This is a genomic window from Alphaproteobacteria bacterium (genome assembly GCA_035625915.1).
Classification (GTDB): domain Bacteria; phylum Pseudomonadota; class Alphaproteobacteria; order JACZXZ01; family JACZXZ01; genus DATDHA01.
In genome coordinates this window covers 15,519-33,050 of sequence record DASPOR010000009.1, presented here as the reverse complement: position 1 = coordinate 33,050, position 17,532 = coordinate 15,519, and the positions used below count along the sequence as shown (strand labels likewise).

Genomic DNA, 17,532 nt, shown 5'->3' with positions numbered 1-17,532 from the left:
TCTGCGCCGACGCCGGCATACTCAGCGAAGTCCGGCGGACATTGTTCTACAGCTTGTTGCAGGAGCGAACGTGCCGCAGGCAGATTTCGCTTAAGGGACTCGTATTCGCCAGAAAAGAAGGCCGCCTCACAATTCCGAACGCGTTGGGTGTTCGCGGAACCTTCGGTCGCGGCGGCGAGCACCTGCTCGGGAGCGATCTGGCCGAGATAAAGCCCCACAACCGGGCCCGGCCAGTTGGTACGGTCAATCGCCGCGGTGTTGCGTGCAAACTCCTCCGCATCGCTGGCACCAGCTTTTGCGCGCGCCAAATGAAGCCAAATCGGCCAATAGCTGTTCGTTGGGTGAAGCTTCATGCTCTGCCCGAAGTCCTCGGCAGCGGCACTGTATTGTCCGAGTGCGAATCTGCTGAGGCCGCGATTTCCATAGACATCGGGGTCGTCGGCGTTAAGTTGGATCGCGGTATCGTAATCAGCAATCGCCCGTTCGTATTGCCCTTTGAGATGGTAGGCAAGCGCCCGATGCGCATAGGCCAGAGCAAATTTCGGGCTGAGCCGGGTTGCTTCATTGTAGTCAGCGATCGCTTCGTCGTAGCGACCAGCGGCCTTGTAGGCGAGCCCGCGGCTATCGTGTGCCTCCGGCGGATTACTCGGCGCGTGGAGAATGGCGGCGCTGAAATCGTCAATGGCCTTGTCATATTGACCTAGGGCTTGGTGGCTGCTGCCACGGTTCGTGTAGGCCCGAGAATTGTCGGGTTGAATCCTTACCGCGGCATCGTAATCGAGAATGGCCTTGTCATACTGGCGCTTTTGTTGCCAGGCGTAGCCACGATTATTGTAGGCGTCTGCGAGGTTTGGATTTTGGCGGATGGCCTCGCCGTAATCCGCGATAGCACCGTCCACATCGCCGTCCACGTCCTTTGCGATACCGCGTTCGTCGTAAGCCTCCGGAAAATTGGGCTTGAGCCGGAGAGCGGCATCGAAGTCGCCAATCGCTCTGCGGATTTGCCCGCTCTTTCGGAATGCGATTCCCCGGTCGAAATGCGCAATTGCCTGATCGTCGTGCGAGAGATCTCCACTGGCAAGGGCGCGCGAATAGAGCCGGATAGCGTCGCTTTGATCGTTTTGCTTTTCCGCTGCCAGACCAGCGGCAATATCTGGCGAACCGCCGGCGCTGCATCCTACTTCAATAAATAGAAAGAACGCCGCGATCGCACGTGCAAATGCCCTCGCGGCGATGCGACCTATTTGCCTGTCGATATCCGCCGTTTGCGCCAACCCTCCGTCCATGCGCGCTACCGCTATTGCTAAGGGAAAAGTCTCGGCTGAACCGATGATTGGCTGTGGGTCCGCCCACTTTCCTCACTGTCCCGCGTGGTCCATGGTGCGCGTAGTGCATTGACGTTGCAACAGCGTTCAACGATCTCCCCCAAAACAGCGCGTTAACCATTTCGGAGCGCGTTCTAAAGCCGGCGCGGTATGTGTCGGGTAAATATCGTCATCCAAAGCATCATGACTCCTCCCGCCATGAAGACCGAGGAGAGGCTGAAGAGTGACAGGAGGACAGAGAAAACTGCCGGTGGGCCCAACTGCGCGATGTCGCGATAGCTCACGAAGACGGTCGTCATCTCGGAGCGTTCATAGGGGTGCACGGCACGGAGGAAAAGCAAGTTGCCAGCCCCGTCGATGGTCTCTGCCGCAAGTGCTGCCACCAGCAGCGTGGCGGCGCCAACCCATGGATTTGAGACGGCCAGCGCAGCGATGACGCTCAAGGCGCCAGTCGCCATATAACCCGCGAAGAGGAGACGGCGCAGGCCATACCGACGCCCGAGCCAGCCCCATACCGGAACGGACCACATCAAGGCGGTGCCGATCGAGACGATCGCCGCACCCGTCTCGGCGCCCAAGCCTGCGGTCACCGCGAAAATTGGCGCATAGATGAAGAACATACTCCACCACGAAGCGCGTCCGGCCGCGAGGGTCCAGGCAAGCCTCAAACGCGGCTGCCTGAAGAAGCGGCGCAAGTATCGGAGCGGGTTGGGCGGGGGTCGCCGCATGCCCTGAAGAACGGTGTTTTCGGCGAGCCGGAGAGACCAAAAGAGTCCCAAAAGTGCGAGCGCGCCCGATGCCGCAATGACGAAAGGCGCTGCCGGCGCGAGGGTTTGCTGTAGATACACACCAAGCCAAGGTCCGATCGTCCAGGGCGCCGCGGTAACGAAAATCCGCGTCGGCTCGAAGCGGCTGAGCTCGTGCCGTGGGATGTGGTCGAGGACGTAGAGATTGGTTGTTATCTCGAGGCAGGCCGCGCCAAAGACGTTGAGCGCGATCCCGATCGCAAGCCCGGGCGGCGTCTCGCTCGAAAGCAGAACCGCTGCAGTCGCATAGCTGAGTGTGCCCAAGCTGAAGACCCAGCGACGACGGACGAGCCGGATGAGCCAAGGGATGCCGAGTCGCCCGGCCAGTCCGGCGAAGCTTACGGCGAGATATAGGACGCTCACCGCCCGAGCACTTCCGAGCACCCGGAATGCCTCAAGCGGAACCACGGTGAGTTGAATTGTTTGCGGGACCGCTGCAAGAAAGAAGAGCGCCGAAAACCGGGCCGCCTTCCGACGGGTCAGTGCTCCGATCCATAGGGCCGCTTGGCTAGAACGGGGCGTCATTCGGTCAACATACCCGTTGGCAAGTTTCTGAAAAACCCTCCTGCGGCCGGGCGGTGTAATTGGTTGACCTGACTTCGCCGCTGCAAGGGGCAAGGCGTCTGACGCGGGCGGATATCCTCTTTACTTGACGACGAGCACCGAGCACGGTGCAAGGCGCACTAGGCGATCGGTTGTACTGCCGATTATCCGCTCATAAAGCTGGGAGTGACCCATGAAGCCGACCACGAGCAGATCGACATTATGGGTTTTGACGAACTCGACGATCCCCTCGATCACATGGCCGGGCACCAAATGGATTTCGATTTTCACGCGCGCTGCCTTCGCTTGGTTTCGCGCACTGTCAATCACCGGCGCGAAGCGGTGATTTGCCTCATACCTCTCTTCCTCAACCTCATCGATGCTGGCCGGAAAATGAGGTATTGCCTCGACCGTGATCATATGAAGTTCCGCCTGGTGCAATTTTGCAAGTGAAATGGCTGCTCCGAGTGCGCGAACTGCTCCTGGCGACCCGTCATTCGCGGCGAGAATTTTGCTAAACACCTTGTTTCCCTTTCACGCTTGCCGTTGCTTCGGATATCGTAGCGATTTCCTGGTCGATAGGTTTGAATTTTGGCTGGAACCAACGTTGGGCTATTAGTGTTGGAACGACTGCGCTCGCGATCACAGAGGTTAGCAATATGGTGTATTGACGCTCGTCGATGATGTGATTGGTGAGGCCGAAGAGTGCAGAAATCGACCCAAAAGTAAGTCCAGTCGACATCATAAGTGTCGTATACATTCCCTCTCGCTGTTCGAATCGGAAGATGCGGGTTAGCGGCAGAATACTCACAAACTTCGTGGCCATTTTGATCGCCAGAAAAATTAAGATGGAGCTCGCCGCAACGACGATCACATCGGCCCGCACGAGGGAACCGGCCTTGAGAAAATAAAAGGGCGTAAGGACGGTAAAGGTAATCACGCGCACACGGTGTGTGAGCTCCTTATCCGCCAAGAATATGGGCGCCAGGACCATTCCGATTAGATAAGCCGGCAACACCGCCTCGCTCCTCGCGGTGACCGCAAGGCCACCGAGGAAGAACAAGATCAGCATCACGAATTTGATCTGCGGTTCGCTGACGCGGGTACCCATTATTGCGAATAATCGGGAAGTAAATCGCGGGAGCAACCACATCGAAGTAATTGTCGCGGCGGCGAATGCCACGAGCCAAAGGTTGTAGTTGGCAAACACAATCCCAAGCGCCAGAACAGTGCCAAGGTCGTTCACGAAACATGCCGCCAGGATGACTTTGCCGATCTCCGTTCGATTGAATCCCGTTTCCACCATTACCGCATATACGACTGCGACCGACGTGGTCGAAAGCGCGATACCTGCGATCTGGGCTTGCGGCCAAGGCCAGCCCGAGACGAAGTGGGCATAGGCGAGCACACCAAGGTAGGGGGCGAAGAAGCCCACCACCCCGATACTCATGCTTGATGCAAAGTGCCGGCGAATCACTTTCACGTCGATTTCGGCGCCGGCAAGAAATGTGAGCAATATCGCCCCGAGGCCTGCGAGATAATTCACCCATGGCGTCAGCGTGAGATTCGTGACATTGCCAGCGACGGCGCCGAAGACGATCTCGAGCAGCGCCACCGAGACCGCCACCCAAAGCTGCGCCACCGAGGCGATCAGCGCCAACCCGATCCAAAGTGCCGAGGCGAACCACAGATTTTCCATTTTTCGCTCCCCACTTGCGCCGTCTGCGGGACGGCGCGTTTCGAGCCGAGCGCACTGCGGCCGGAACGTCAACCGGGCGGACGCGCGTGATGAACCTGGCGTGAGGGCGGGAAATAAAAGCCCGCCGCGCAGCGGGCCTTCGCAAAACGCCCCACCGCGCGCTCACGCGGTAGGGGTCATCAGCCCGTTCGGGCGGTTTTGGGGAACCCCATCCCCTTACATTCCGACAGGCTATCGGGATTCGCAGCGAGGATCAAGTCACGTGGACATGCACTCTCCGCCGGATTTGTGCGGCGTCTGGTATCCTGAAGCAGATTTTCGAACAATCAGTGCTCTCGAAGCGGCAGCGGCGATGCGCTAACCTTCAACGGGGCGGCACACGGAAACTGCAGGGGGACGAGATGTTACCTTTCGAGCGCTCCGAATACGCGCAACGCCTGCAAAAGACCAAGTTACGGATGGCGCAAGAGGGCATCGATATATTGCTCTCGACCGATCCGGCCAACATGAACTATCTGACCGGCTACGATGGGTGGTCGTTCTACGTGCCGCAAATGGTCGTCATTGCGATCGACGAGTCCATGCCGTACTGGATCGGCCGCGGGATCGACGCCAACGGCGCAAAAGTTACGACGTATCTTGCGCCTGAAAATATTCGCGGCTACCACGACGATTACGTGCACTCGGTCGTCAGGCACCCGATGGAGTTCGTCGCCGATCAGGTAATCGAACAAGGTTGGGGAAAGCGCGCGATCGGCCTCGAAATGGATAGCTATTATTTTTCGCCTCAAGGATACGAATCCCTCCGTCAACGCTTGCCGAATGCCGTGTTCAAGAACGCGAATGCGCTCGTGAATTGGATTCGGGTGGTCAAGTCACCGGCCGAAATTGCCAAGATGCAAGCGGCTGCGCGCATCCTCGAGAAGGTGATGCAGGTGGCGATCGATGCCGTCCGGCCCGGGGTTCGACAATGCGACGCAGCCGCCGCAATCGTGGGCGCTGAAATCGCCGGCACGCCGGAGACCGGTGGCGATTACACGGCAATCGTCCCAATGCTTCCGTCCGGCATCGGCACGTCGACGCCGCACCTCACCTGGACGGACGAGCCGTTCCGCGCCGGCGAAGGAACGATCCTCGAATTGGCCGCTTGCCGGCAGCGCTACCATTGTCCCATGGCGCGCACGGTGTTTCTCGGAAAACCCTCGACACGGGTCGAGGATACCGCCAAGGTCGTCGTCGAAGGTCTGAATGCCGCCCTTAATGCTGCAAAGCCGGGGGCGATGTGCGAAGAGGTTGAGGCAGCTTGGCGGACGACCGTCGCCAAGAGTGGCCTGGTCAAGGACTCGCGCATCGGATATTCGACGGGATTGAATTATCCTCCCGACTGGGGCGAACATACATTGAGCCTGCGCCCGGGCGACAAAACTGTGCTCCAACCGAACATGACGATCCACTGTATACCGGGAATCTGGAAGGACGACTGGGGCATCGAGATCAGCGAATGCTTTCGCGTTACCGACGGCGGCGCGTCACCTCTTGCCAACGTTCCCCGCCGGCTTTTCGTCAAGGAATGAGAAAACACCGACTTCGGACCCTTGGGATGCTAGAAATGACCACGGCCGCGCCGAACGCTTCGCAGAATGCGCTTCCGCCTCGTGTCACGACTACGCTGGATTTCAACAGGCAGGGAAAGCAATTCGGCCATTTGCGGATTCCTCATTCGCACAACGCCTCGGCCTGGGGCACCATCCTCGAGCCCATTGTCGTCATCGCCAATGGCCATGGACCCACCGTCCTGTTCACCGGCGGAAATCACGGCGACGAATATGAGGGACAGATCGCCCTCTTGAAACTCTGCCGCGCACTCGACCCCGCTCAGATCTCGGGCCGGCTGATCGTTATTCCATGCCTTAACCTACCGGCCGTGTGGGCCGGGACTCGCTTATCGCCGATCGACGGCCTCAACATGAATCGCGTGTTCCCGGGTCGTCGAGAGGGCACTGTCACGGAGCTGATCGCGCACTACGTCAGCCAGCGCATCCTGCCGCTCACCGACGCAGTCGTCGATCTCCATTCGGGTGGCAAAACGCTTGAGTTTCTGCCGGCGGCCATCATTCACCGCGTCTCGAACGCCGATCTCATGAGCCGATCGCTTGCCGCACTCAATGCATTCGCAGCTCCGATTGGCCTCGTGCTCGTCGAACTCGACTCTGCCGGCATGCTGGATACGACCGTCGAGAACATGGGCAAGTTGTTCATCTCGACGGAGCTTGGCGGCGGCGGGACGGTAACCCGCGAGACTGTCGCGATCGCGGAGCGCGGCGTGCGCAACCTGCTTGAGCATTTCGGTATGTTTGAAGAGCGCAAGAGCAATGAAGTGCGGCCCAGCACTCGACTCATGCACACGCCGGACAATACGTCCTACGTGACCGCCAACGCCCATGGAATTTACGAGATCCTGGTCGGTCTGGGCCACGACGTCGGAGCGGGCGACGCGGTCGGACAAATCCATCTCTTCGAACAACCCGAACTGCCGCCGGTCGTACAGTACGCCGGGCGAAGCGGTACTGTGGTGTGTCGCCATGTGCCGGGATTGGTGCAGCGCGGCGACTGCGTTGCCGTGATTGCCGCCGACATGCTGGCGGATGAAATTCGCGAAGATTGATTGATATGCAAGGGACAACAAGGAAAAAGGACGAAACCTTGGCGAAATCTGCAACAACCGCGACCAAGTCGGAAGAGAGCGGTCAGACGAATCTATCGGCGGACGTCATCGTGATCGGCTCGGGCGCTGCAGCCTTGAGCGCCGCGCTGGTCGCTTCGGTTGGCGGCGCCGATGTCTTGATTTTCGAGAAAAGCGAGAAAATCGGAGGCACGACCGCCATGTCGGGCGCCGGGACATGGGTGCCGGCAAATCATCACGCGCGCGCAGCCGGCATTGACGACAGCGCGGAGGAGACGCTGCGCTATCTGCGCGCCGCCTCCCCGGAAGGTTGGCAGGAAACCGAGAATCACCTGTGGGAAAGTTTCGTACACCAGGCCCCTTCCATGCTGGAGTTCTTGGAGCGTCATACGCCACTTCGCTTCGAGCTAATCGACGAGCCAGACCCTCAGGCGGAAAAGACCGGCGGCAAGGTCAAGGGGCGGATGCTGTCACCGTTACCGCTCAGCCGTTGGCTTGTTGGACCCGCATACGCGCACAAAATTCGCCGCTCCACACTGCCGCACCTCTTCACCTATGCGGAGATCAAGGAGTACGACCCCTATGGTCACCCGGTCACGGCGGTGCTGCGGTTAGCGCCGATCCTGTTGGCCCGAGTGCTGACGAACCGTGCGGGCCAGGGGAATTCGCTGGTCGTAGGATTGCTTCGTGGATGCCTGGACCATGGCTGCCGGCTAGAGCTCGCGTGTCGGGTCACCGGGCTCATCGTCGATCCTGTGTCGGGGCACGTTGATGGGGTTGAAGTGGATCGCGGAGGAAAGCCTGAACGCTGCTTTGCCCGCCGCGGAGTCGTGCTGGCAACAGGCGGTTTCGAGTGGGACCGAGGACGCTACGCGCAGCACTTCCCCGGACCCCTCGACTGGATCCTAAGCCCCAGCACGAATACTGGCGACGGCCAGAGGATGGCAGAAGAGGTGGGCGCCGCGGTGGATCGCATGGATCAAGCGAACGTCTTTCCGGCACTGCCGACTGTTTATGAGGGCAAGCTCCACGGAATCCCGATCCCTTTTCAATTGCACCCGCACTGCATTGTAGTGGATCGTCTGGGCCGCAGATTCGTCAGCGAGTTCGACTACAACATTGGAGAGGCGATCGATCGCCGCGATCCGAAATCAGGCCAACCGCTTCACCTACCGTGCTGGCTGGTTGGCGATTCTCGTTTCATTTACAGCTGGACGGTCTTTCGCTGGTACGCGCGTCACAGGAAGGACTGGATGCGTCGGGCAGCGACGATAGAGGACCTGGCTGCAAAAATTGACGTTCCGGCATCGGCATTGGCTGAGACACTCGCGCGGTATAATGGCTTCGTTGCCGCAGGGCGCGACGCGGATTTCCACCGTGGCGAGAGTGCGTGGGAGAGATACAAGTCAGGCTCGATCGATAGCGGCCGCAATCTCGCGCTCGGCGCCGTCGACCGCCCACCCTTCATCGCGTGGCCGCTCAATCGCTCGATTGTCGGAACGAAGGGAGGGGCGCGAACGAACGAACACGGCCAAGTGCTTCGTCCAGACGGAAGCGTCATCACCGGGCTTTATTGCGCCGGCAACGCAATGGCCAATCCCATCGGCACCCGTGCCGTCGGCGCCGGAACGACGATAGGGCCCTGCCTAACATGGGGTTATATCTGTGGCAAACAGCTCTTAAAAGAGAACCGGTGAGAATTACACGGAGCGGTTGCAGTTGGTTCGCCCCTGGCATGGGCTGCGCGCCGATCCACGTCCGACATAGCCACCCCATTTACGAGGATCGCTCCGCTAATGTCACACGCAGCGGTGTTCCGCAGAACTGCCCCTTGGTTCGCCGGTCGGCCGCAGTGGCCCGGCTCAGACGGCACAATTACGAGTGTCGCGAACCACAATGGCCGGTGATATCATGGCGTTTCGTCCGTCAGGCCTCGCGCGAGCGGGACCGACAGGGGGAGGGCAATCGGGCACAATGACAAGTAAGCGCCAAGTGGCGAAGCAGTTGGTTGGTGTGCCCGTTCGGGGCAATTGCAGAGCCATTGATCGCTAAATAATTAGGACGCCAAATTGCATTTCGCGCGGGACGGCGTCGATGCGTCCTCGACCGCCGTCAGACAACTTCGAAAGGACCACAATCCTGGAACAGGAGGTCTGCGTCATGAAATACGTCACTCGAGCTGGATTGAAGCGACTCTCGCTGGCGGCGGCCGTACTTGTGTGCATGACCGCACCCGGCTGGGCCGCAACCGCTGGGCCAGTCACCGATCCGATTGGCGTCGTTACCGTCCAAAAGGGTGCCCCGATCGTGATCGGCGGCATGTGGGTCATCTCCGGGCCCGATACGGCACTCGGCACGGACTCGAAGCGCGGTGCTGAAATTGCCTTCAAGGAAGTGGGCGAGAAGATTCTCGGCCATCCGATCCGATTCCTCGTCGAGGACGACCAGTGCAACGCCGAAGGGGGCCAGACGGCGGCAACGAAGCTCGCGGCCACGCCGTCGATCGTGGCCGTACTCGGCTCGGCCTGCTCGAGCGTCTGCACGCCGGCGGCACCGATTCTGTGGAAGCAGGGTATCGTTGAGCTCGGCACGGCATGTTCGGCACCCTCGCTTACGGCCGCCGACCGCAAGCCCGAGTATGACGGCTTCGTGCGCACCATCTACAGCGACATCGAGCAGGGTGCGGCCGACGCGAAGTACATGTTCGACGCGCTCAAGGTGAAAAAGATCGTGACGGTCCACGACGGCAGCCCATACGCACAGCAACTTACCGTCGTGACGGCGACGAACTTCACGAAGTTGGGTGGTACGGTGCTGTCGCAGGAGGCAATTGCGCCGACCGATGTCGACATGCATCCGCTTCTCACCCGTATCGCGACCGAGAAGCCGGACGCAATTTACTTTCCGGTCTTCGTCGCGGGTGCGGCACAGCTTCTGCGCCAGGCGAAAGAAACGCCCGGCCTCGATAAGATTCCTCTCATCGGCGGCGGCTCGTTGATGGCGCCCGAGATGATCACGGCGGCGGGGCCGTCGGTCGTCGGTTTCCGCATCGCCTATCCCGACGTATCCGACGAGGCGATGGGCAAGGGATATCCCAAGTTCATCGAGGCATACAAGAAAGCCTATGGCGAGGGACCGATCTCCGGCTTCCACGGCCAAGCCTACGACGCAGCGCAGCTGCTGATGAAGGCGATCCAAAAAGTCGCCGTCGATAAGGATGGCTCGCTGTATATCGGCCGGAAAGCCCTACGGGACGCGGTCTTTGCAACCTCGTTCGATGGCGTTTCGGGTCCGATCGCGTGCGACGCGCACGGCGAGTGCGGTAAGTTCAAGCCGGCGGTCTATGAATACACGAATGCCGACGCCAAGACTTTCAAGATCGGCACGAACCCGAAGAAGATTTGGCCGTAACTATTCATTGACGGCGACGTCTCTGCGCCGTCGTCGGAAAATCGGCAGGCAATTTCCTCGCCCTTCCCTCCCCTGCATTCGGCAGGTAGGGGAGGGCGAGGGTTTGTATTGCGAGATTGCTCCAATCGGCTCGGAACGAGGCGATCGGCCAAAGGGAGCATTTTGGGGCTGATGCAATTCTTGCCTTGGCGATGGTTGCCAAGGCCCTTGATGAGAGGTTTTCCAGCCGGACACATTGGGGGTGGCATTGCAATGAGCGGAATTAAGCTGATCAAGCCGAATGCCCGGAAATTCGAGCCAATTGAGGGTATCGAGGGCCATATCGAGATTGGGCGCGACGTCGGCACAGACATCAGTAGGTCGCTCAGCGCGGGTGTTGCGACGTTCGAGAACTGCGCGATGGAATGGACCGTCAAGTACGACGAGTATTTCTATTGCCTCGAGGGGACGCTAACGATCGAGACAAAAAAGGGAGATTTCATCCTCACGCCGGGCACAGGAATCTGGTTGCCGGAGGGGACCTGGCTCGTCTACCGGGCAAAAGAGCGCGCTCGGGTTGTCTTCTCGGTCTATCCGGCGGATTGGCGCGAGCGGCTCGAAAAGAAGGCTTGAACAGCCACCGGGACTCGCAGCCGCAAGATCATAGTTGAGGTTCCCGCCCGCCGACACAGGGAGCACGCCAATGGGCAACGATAATCCGTCTTCAGTCGCGCACAGGACGCCGGTCACCTCGATCAGCGACACGGAGGCCTCGCTCGACATGGTGCGATTGCGCGGCTATCGGCTCGGGCGCCTCCGCGAGCAGCTCAAAGCGCGTGACTATGCGGCTTGCCTGCTCGTCGATCCCGTCAACATTCGTTATGCAAGCGGTAGCCGCAACTATTCAATGTTCCAGACGCACACGCCGGGGCGATATCTCTTTGTCGCGGCAGAGGGGCCTGTCGTGCTGTTCGATGCAGAGGCCTGTCACCACGTGGCCCAGGGCCTCGAAACCATCACGGAAGTACGGCCTGCGGTCGGCTTCAGCTTTTTCTTCAGTGGACCGCGGCTCACGGATAGCATCCGCACGTGGGCTGCCGAAATCGCCGACCTCTTTCACCGAGCTGCGGCCGGCAATAAGCGGCTGGCGGTCGACCGATGCGACCCCCCTTGCGCCGCTGTCCTTGCGCGGCATGGCATCGAGCTTTGCGATGCACAGGAGCCGATCGAGCTTGCGCGCTCGATCAAATCGCCGGAAGAGATTCTATGCATGAATGTCTCGCTCGCCGTCGCGGACATCGCGATGGCCCGCATGAACGAAGCCTTGAAACCCGGCATGACGGAAAACGAGCTTTGGTCGATCCTTTACCAGACAAACATTGCCATGGGAGGGGAGTGGCTTGACGCGCGCATGCTGTCGTCTGGCGACCGAACCAATCCGTGGTATCAAGAGAGCAGTGAGCGCAGGATTAGACCCGGCGACCTTGTCGCCTTCGACGCCGACATGGTCGGGCCGTTCGGCTATTGTGCGGACGTATCGCGCACGTTCTTCTGTGGGCCCGGTACGCCGAGCCAGTATCAGCGCGAGCTATATAGGCGCGCCTACGAGGAGATTGAACACAACATGACGCTTGTGAAGGCCGGCGTGACATTCAGGGAAATGGCGGAGAAGGCTTACCGACAGGCGGACGAATATGTGCCGAACCGTTACATGCTCCTGGCGCACGGGATCGGCCTCTGCGATGAATACCCGTCGATCTACCACCGGCACGATTTCAACCGGGCAGGCTTTGACGGTGTCATCGAGGAGAACATGACTTTGTGCATCGAGAGTTACGTGGGTGCCGTCGGGGGAAAGGAAGGAGTGAAGCTCGAGCATCAGGTTCTCGTGACGAAGACGGGCTGCGAGCTCTTGTCCAAATACCCGTTCGAGGCGGCGCTGCTGCGGTGACCGCCTGGTGTCGCCGATCGAAGGTCGAGCGGATTGCGTCTCAAATCCATGCTGTTGCACCCAATCGGCGAGATAATCTATCCGTGCCGCGGCGCGGCGGAGGTAAGTAATGACGCGCGAGTGTGACTATCTCATCGTGGGAAGCGGTATTGCGGGCGCCTCCGTCGCCTACCACCTAGCGCCGCGCGGAACAGTAATCATTCTCGAACGGGAGGATCAACCCGGCTACCATAGCACCGGACGCTCTGCGGCCGTGTTTGCCGAGAGCTACGGCCCGCGCCTTATGCGCGTTATGACGATGGCAAGTGGCGACTTTCTACGCAGGCCACCAGATGGCTTTGCGAGCACGCCGCTCATGCACCCACGCGGTGCTCTCTTCGTAGCACGCGCGGATCAACGCGAATTCCTTGAGGAACTTGTCAAGGAACTTTCGGAGCTTTCGGACAGCATCAAGCTCGTCAGTGTCGATGCCGCCCTCGCGCTCTGTCCCGTCCTAAAGAAGAGTTACGTCGCGGCGGCAGCGCACGATCCGAGCGTCATGGACATGGATGTCAACGCAATCCACCAAGGTTACCTGCGCGGTTCGCGCGCCAAAGGTGCGACCATCGTAACGAACGCGGAGGTGACGGCGTTCGGGCGCAAGAACGGGAAGTGGTTGTGCGAAACGAGGGCCGGCGCCTTCGCGGCACCGGTCGTAATCGACGCAGCCGGCGCCTGGGCCGACGTGATTGCAGATTTGGCCGGTGTGCGCAGAATCGGACTCCAACCGAAACGCCGCACCGTGATTATCTTCGATGCGCCTCACGGAACCAACTTCGCCAAATCCCCAGTTGCCGCCGATTGCGCGGAGCAATTCTATTTCAAGCCCGAGTCAGGGCGCGTACTCGCCTCGCCTGCCGACGAGACGCCTGTCGAGCCGCAGGATATCCAGCCAGACGAACTCGACGTTGCCCTCGTGGTCGACCGCATCGAGAAGGCTTCAACTCTCAAGGTGGGCCGCATCCTCAGACGTTGGGCCGGCCTGCGAAGTTTCGTTCAAGACAAGAACCCCGTGGTTGGCTTCGCCCCCGACGCCGAGGGGTTCTTTTGGCTTGCGGGCCAGGGCGGCTACGGCATCCAGACATCCTATGCCATGGGCCTGACAGCCGCGTCATTGGCGGCCGGCCTGGGCTTGCCCGATGCCGTGAAGGGATACGGTATCGGCGAGAACGATCTCGGGCCAGCGCGGCTCTGGGCCTAGGCCGGCTGCGCCATTGATATCTCATGCCGCATGCCGGCGTTGGTATTTATGCAGATATTCACTGCAAACGATTGCGTCGGATCAACCACCTTTATGGCAGTCGCGGGGAAAGGGGGCGAAGTTGGCGGGTGAAAAGGAAATCTGGTCACTCAGGCTCCTCCGTGAGCTGGAGGAGACTTCGGATCGTGTCCAGCATTTGCGCACCAAGTTCGAGGAGGCCCAAGCGGCCTGGGAAACCGCGGTCAAATCAGTCAAGTCATTCAGCGATATGGTTCAAAGGATCGAGCATCCCGCACATTTTATCGGCGAGGAAATGGCGCGATTGCAATCCGAAGCAGCTTTAATGGAAGCGAAAAGAAACGAAGCCAAGAAAGCGTTCGACGAAGCGTCGAGAAAGCTCGAGGATCTTGAGACCGCGAAAAGTCAACTTGGAATGAAATAGGTGCAATACCGGCCGCGCGACGAATTCGACGATCGGCGTTACTTTGGCGAATCCGAAAATCGCCCAACCTGGGTACGGGAACGTGAGCGAGTTTCGGATCCAAGGCCACACGAGCAGTGTTTTGTGTCGAGTGCGATCTTCGGATTTGAAGTTCCTGAACGCGGCGGTCGGCAAAATCAAAGGGACTTCAAATCCACCGCACTAGGTGTGGATTTCGAAATCGAGACGATAGCGGTCGAGCGGCATGACGCCTGCCGCCTTACCCCCATCGATCGCCAACCCGACGCCGTTGACGAATGCAGATTCGTCCGAGGCCAGATAGAGGGCAGCATTTGCCACATCCTCGGCAGTTGCGGAGCGCGCCGCCGGGCAGGTGGCAAGAATCGCGGGCAGACGGGCGCGCCGCTCTTCTGGTGTCCGGGCCGTTCCCCACAGCATCGAGGTTTCGATGGGGCCGGGGCAAATTGCATTCACGCGAATGTTCATGTGCGCGTATGAGACGGCAAGCGCCTTGGTCAGGCCCATCACCGCGTGTTTGGAGGCGCTGTAGGCTGGATCGCTTGCGCGCGCCAAGAGGCCGCCACTTGACGACATGTTGATGATCGAGCCCTTGCCGCGGCTAAGCATGTGGGGAAGGGCGAGCCTGCAGCCCAGATAAACGCCTTTGACGTTTATCGCGAAAAGCCGGTCGAACTCCTCCTCAGACACCTCCGTTATCGGCTTCGCCATGGCAATGCCGGCGTTGTTGAAAATAATGTCGAGCCCGCCCCAGCGATTTACCGCAGCGTCGATCACTTGCTCGACGTCCGCGGATTTCGCCACGTCGGTTCGGCGATAAAACGCCTCGCCCCCCGCTTGATGAATGGCATCGACAACGGGCGAACCATCCATCACGTCCGCGATCGCGACTTTGGCCCCTTCCTGTGCAAACACCATTGCCGTAGCGCGCCCAATCCCGTTGGCACCTCCGGTAATCACCGCAACCTTATTTTTGAGACGCATCGAGTCCTCCAAAAGCTGTTTGTCGATTTTCGACGCCGGTCGTCGTTCCCGCCCTATCGCGAAATACATTCGGCCGGAAGATATAACAACGGGTCATGTGGCCGGTTAAGGGCTCGATTCGGCTTTCATGCACGCGTGAACGGGCAGCAGAGGCAGTCTCGGGCTGACTAGACTGGCTCCACCCCTAAACGACGATACAGCCTAAATAATCCGGATAACAGCAATCGTTCGCCACGCCCCACGCAACGCTGTTCCTTGACTCGCTTCGCGCAAGGCTGGATGCTTGCGATGGATGAAAGCGCTCCTGCATCTTCGCGAGGGCGTGACGCCCGCGGGCTTCGGGACCTTGCTCGCCCGCCAGATTCGGGCCGGCGAGCACAAGGCGTGGGAATTGGTGCGGTCCCGACCGCTGACAATAAGACACAAAGGGCGATTCAAGAGCGTTGTGACGCTGACACCACCTTCGCAGCGCATCGTGCGCGAATGGCCACGCGCCGATCTCGTCGCGAAAATGACCGGCGCCGATGCTGGATTCGTATTGCGGTATTTCGTCGGTCTCGTCGTATTGAAATTGGGAGAGAGCGTAGAATCTTGCCATTTACCGATCGACGAGCCGTAGTTTCACGCAATGCTGGCAAGGAGACGACGGCGAGGTCCCATGTGCGGGCCTACTCGCGATGATCGCCGGCGACCGCGTCCCAGAATTTTCCGTCCTCCACTGAAACCGCGAGCAGTTTGTCGATCTTTGCGCCGTCACGTGAGAGCGGCAGAATGAGTCTATGGTATTTCGAGCAATGATCCGCCGTAACGAATAGGACGCTGTGGAGTATCGGGGCGCGACACTCTAACGCCTCGCAATATTGCTGCCAAATCAAGTCGGAGAATGCCTTCGGTTCCAGCTCGCGGGCGGAGCGTCCCGTATAGTCTTCCTTATGCGCAGCCGCAATGGCGGTGCCAAATACACGATAAACGAAATCGAGCGGGTCATAGGATACGTCGATGAGCATGACATGCCGAAGGAACGATTTCATTCCGCTTGGAGATATGTCGTTGCGGGACGGGAATGGCCGCTCACTTCGCAGGCTGTCCCAATAGGCGAGAGCTTGGCCCAATGCTGGGTCCAACAGATCGCCGATCGGCAATGTTTCCCCGACAAATTTATTCATTACGATGGACGATCTCCGGCCGCGGGAAGGGCGCAAATATTCAGCTCTAGCAGTCATTTGCAAACAAACGGTGAAACAGAGGATCCGGAGGTGGTCGGTAGCCGGCGCCGTCGGGAATTTATCGGCCTTTATCAGTTACTTAAATGCCCAACGCCGGGGGGTCTGAGTCGACTTCAATCGGAGCAGAATGTACCGAGAATAACCTTGAGCGCCCTTAGCCGATCAAGGCACGAAATCCTCGAGCACTCGCATCGGGCTGCGCGATAGTCCATAAAAGCGAAGAATTCAATTCGTATGACTTAGGGAATTTGGTGTTGGCCGATTCCGAGGCGTGTTGAGCGCAGAATGGAGGCGGCAACTTCCCTTCCAACGCCCCTTGCCAGATGGATCACACGAAGGTTAACCGGGAATCCCCGTCTCCGCGGGCGTATAGGGGCGAATATTCGTCGGATAGACGACGATTTCAGGAATCGAAGTGCGCTTGGGCATGAGCGCAATATAACGCATTGTGTCGGCGAGATCTTCAGGCTGGATGAACTGTACGAGCACTTCGGGCGGGTACTTGATCTTTCGCCGCGCCATGATCGGCGTATTGACGTCGTCAGGGCATATGCAGCACGCCCTTATGCCGAATTTCCACGCCTCCTGCGTCAGCGAAAGACTCATCCCGAGCATCCCGAATTTGGCGGCGGTGTAGGCGACGCCGGCAACGCCGCTCGCGCGGCGGGCTGCAGTCGACGCTACATTGATGATCAACCCGTCAGCCTGCGCGCGCATTGCGGGCATTGCCGCCTGAAACATGTTGAAGGCGCCGGTGAGATTGACGGCCAATACCTGGTCCCAGTCCTCGGCACTCACTTCCTCCAGTCGGCGCGTAACGACGTTGATCCCGGCGTTGTTCACGAGAATATCGATACGTTCGAAACGATCGAGCAAACGTGTGGCGGCTTTCCGCACGTTTTCCCGGTCCGAGACGTCGAGCGGTTCGATCAAACACGATCCGCCAAACGCTCGAATTTCCGTGGCGACACCCTCGAGCATATCGCGCCGCCTGCCGATCAGGACAACGGATGCCCCTTCCCTCGCGAACATCAAAGCGCCTGCCCGGCCGATACCGGTGCCAGCACCGGTCATCCAAACCACTTTGCCGTCGAAGGCTTTCATTCCACACCCTCCCGATGCTGGAATTACGCGTCGACGCTATGCACCCGACGGGCCCCCTTGGTGCCATTATCACGGATTGCAACCAGTCAAACCGAATCGGCCTGCGAACCCGGCGCCCGTG

At 59.6% G+C, this 17,532-nt stretch carries 16 protein-coding genes and 1 riboswitch; of the genes, 9 read left to right on the top strand and 7 right to left on the bottom strand.

The features are described 5' to 3' along the window. From VEJ16_00955 to VEJ16_00940, 4 genes are all read right to left on the bottom strand, one after another. Positions 1-1,274, bottom strand: a 1,274-nt coding sequence (locus VEJ16_00955) for a tetratricopeptide repeat protein (protein ID HYB08221.1), incomplete at its 3' end; no start/stop codon positions are given. Between the two features lie 185 nt (positions 1,275-1,459). Further along, positions 1,460-2,656, bottom strand: a complete 1,197-nt coding sequence (locus tag VEJ16_00950) for an MFS transporter (GenBank protein ID HYB08220.1) — start codon at positions 2,654-2,656, stop codon at positions 1,460-1,462. 120 nt (positions 2,657-2,776) lie between these two features. Continuing rightward, the gene (locus VEJ16_00945) at positions 2,777-3,196 is read right to left on the bottom strand and encodes a universal stress protein (GenBank protein ID HYB08219.1); all 420 of its coding nucleotides are present in this window, start codon (positions 3,194-3,196) and stop codon (positions 2,777-2,779) included. Then, positions 3,189-4,373 carry a cation:proton antiporter gene (locus VEJ16_00940; GenBank protein ID HYB08218.1) on the bottom strand — a complete coding sequence of 395 codons (1,185 nt, stop codon included), beginning with the start codon at positions 4,371-4,373 and terminating at the stop codon, positions 3,189-3,191. The genes VEJ16_00945 and VEJ16_00940 overlap by 8 nt, the downstream gene beginning before the upstream one ends. 163 nt (positions 4,374-4,536) lie before the next feature. Continuing rightward, positions 4,537-4,598: riboswitch (Fluoride riboswitch) on the bottom strand. Between the two features lie 176 nt (positions 4,599-4,774). Here VEJ16_00940 and VEJ16_00935 point away from each other — a divergent pair. The 8 genes from VEJ16_00935 to VEJ16_00900 all read left to right on the top strand — a co-directional run bounded on the left by VEJ16_00935 (position 4,775) and on the right by VEJ16_00900 (position 14,079). Next, on the top strand, positions 4,775-5,947 hold the full coding sequence (locus tag VEJ16_00935) for a M24 family metallopeptidase (protein HYB08217.1): 1,173 nt from the start codon (positions 4,775-4,777) through the stop codon (positions 5,945-5,947). 35 nt (positions 5,948-5,982) lie between these two features. Next, the gene (locus VEJ16_00930) at positions 5,983-7,038 is read left to right on the top strand and encodes a succinylglutamate desuccinylase/aspartoacylase family protein (protein ID HYB08216.1); all 1,056 of its coding nucleotides are present in this window, start codon (positions 5,983-5,985) and stop codon (positions 7,036-7,038) included. Positions 7,039-7,076: 38 nt separating this feature from the next. Next, positions 7,077-8,753 carry an FAD-dependent oxidoreductase gene (locus VEJ16_00925; GenBank protein HYB08215.1) on the top strand — a complete coding sequence of 559 codons (1,677 nt, stop codon included), beginning with the start codon at positions 7,077-7,079 and terminating at the stop codon, positions 8,751-8,753. Between the two features lie 463 nt (positions 8,754-9,216). Next, a complete protein-coding gene (locus VEJ16_00920; GenBank protein HYB08214.1) occupies positions 9,217-10,467 on the top strand; it encodes a branched-chain amino acid ABC transporter substrate-binding protein in 1,251 nt (416 codons plus the stop codon). A gap of 252 nt (positions 10,468-10,719) precedes the next feature. Then, entirely contained in the window at positions 10,720-11,079 is a 360-nt protein-coding gene (locus VEJ16_00915; GenBank protein ID HYB08213.1) for an ethanolamine utilization protein EutQ, read from the top strand. A 70-nt stretch (positions 11,080-11,149) separates the two neighbouring features. After that, positions 11,150-12,397, top strand: a complete 1,248-nt coding sequence (locus VEJ16_00910; GenBank protein HYB08212.1) for a Xaa-Pro peptidase family protein — start codon at positions 11,150-11,152, stop codon at positions 12,395-12,397. A 109-nt stretch (positions 12,398-12,506) separates the two neighbouring features. After that, positions 12,507-13,637 (top strand): FAD-binding oxidoreductase, encoded by a 1,131-nt coding sequence (locus tag VEJ16_00905; GenBank protein ID HYB08211.1) that lies wholly within the window; start codon positions 12,507-12,509, stop codon positions 13,635-13,637. A gap of 121 nt (positions 13,638-13,758) precedes the next feature. After that, a complete protein-coding gene (locus VEJ16_00900) occupies positions 13,759-14,079 on the top strand; it encodes a hypothetical protein (GenBank protein ID HYB08210.1) in 321 nt (106 codons plus the stop codon). Between the two features lie 201 nt (positions 14,080-14,280). Here VEJ16_00900 and VEJ16_00895 read toward each other — a convergent pair whose 3' ends face one another. Then, positions 14,281-15,081, bottom strand: a complete 801-nt coding sequence (locus tag VEJ16_00895) for a glucose 1-dehydrogenase (protein HYB08209.1) — start codon at positions 15,079-15,081, stop codon at positions 14,281-14,283. Between the two features lie 292 nt (positions 15,082-15,373). Here VEJ16_00895 and VEJ16_00890 point away from each other — a divergent pair, with 292 nt between their 5' ends. After that, on the top strand, positions 15,374-15,700 hold the full coding sequence (locus VEJ16_00890) for a hypothetical protein (GenBank protein ID HYB08208.1): 327 nt from the start codon (positions 15,374-15,376) through the stop codon (positions 15,698-15,700). A gap of 49 nt (positions 15,701-15,749) precedes the next feature. On the opposite strand, the gene VEJ16_00885 is transcribed toward VEJ16_00890, so the two are convergent. Together VEJ16_00885 and VEJ16_00880 are read right to left on the bottom strand one after the other, a co-directional pair. Next, positions 15,750-16,247: a PAS domain-containing protein gene (locus VEJ16_00885; protein HYB08207.1), complete on the bottom strand. Its 498-nt coding sequence runs from the start codon at positions 16,245-16,247 to the stop codon at positions 15,750-15,752. A 399-nt stretch (positions 16,248-16,646) separates the two neighbouring features. Then, positions 16,647-17,411: an SDR family oxidoreductase gene (locus VEJ16_00880; GenBank protein HYB08206.1), complete on the bottom strand. Its 765-nt coding sequence runs from the start codon at positions 17,409-17,411 to the stop codon at positions 16,647-16,649. Positions 17,412-17,532 lie beyond the last annotated feature (121 nt).

What these genes read in the sequence shown, in the direction of transcription:
- VEJ16_00950 (HYB08220.1), bottom strand. Translation starts at nt 2,656, where the DNA reads ATGACGCCCCGTTCTAGCCAAGCGGCCCTATGGATCGGAGCACTGACC.
- VEJ16_00895 (HYB08209.1), bottom strand. Translation starts at nt 15,081, where the DNA reads ATGCGTCTCAAAAATAAGGTTGCGGTGATTACCGGAGGTGCCAACGGG.
- VEJ16_00905 (HYB08211.1), top strand. Translation starts at nt 12,507, where the DNA reads ATGACGCGCGAGTGTGACTATCTCATCGTGGGAAGCGGTATTGCGGGC.
- VEJ16_00915 (HYB08213.1), top strand. Translation starts at nt 10,720, where the DNA reads ATGAGCGGAATTAAGCTGATCAAGCCGAATGCCCGGAAATTCGAGCCA.
- VEJ16_00890 (HYB08208.1), top strand. Translation starts at nt 15,374, where the DNA reads ATGAAAGCGCTCCTGCATCTTCGCGAGGGCGTGACGCCCGCGGGCTTC.
- VEJ16_00910 (HYB08212.1), top strand. Translation starts at nt 11,150, where the DNA reads ATGGGCAACGATAATCCGTCTTCAGTCGCGCACAGGACGCCGGTCACC.
- VEJ16_00920 (HYB08214.1), top strand. Translation starts at nt 9,217, where the DNA reads ATGAAATACGTCACTCGAGCTGGATTGAAGCGACTCTCGCTGGCGGCG.
- VEJ16_00935 (HYB08217.1), top strand. Translation starts at nt 4,775, where the DNA reads ATGTTACCTTTCGAGCGCTCCGAATACGCGCAACGCCTGCAAAAGACC.
- VEJ16_00930 (HYB08216.1), top strand. Translation starts at nt 5,983, where the DNA reads ATGACCACGGCCGCGCCGAACGCTTCGCAGAATGCGCTTCCGCCTCGT.
- VEJ16_00880 (HYB08206.1), bottom strand. Translation starts at nt 17,411, where the DNA reads ATGAAAGCCTTCGACGGCAAAGTGGTTTGGATGACCGGTGCTGGCACC.
- VEJ16_00885 (HYB08207.1), bottom strand. Translation starts at nt 16,247, where the DNA reads ATGAATAAATTTGTCGGGGAAACATTGCCGATCGGCGATCTGTTGGAC.
- VEJ16_00940 (HYB08218.1), bottom strand. Translation starts at nt 4,373, where the DNA reads ATGGAAAATCTGTGGTTCGCCTCGGCACTTTGGATCGGGTTGGCGCTG.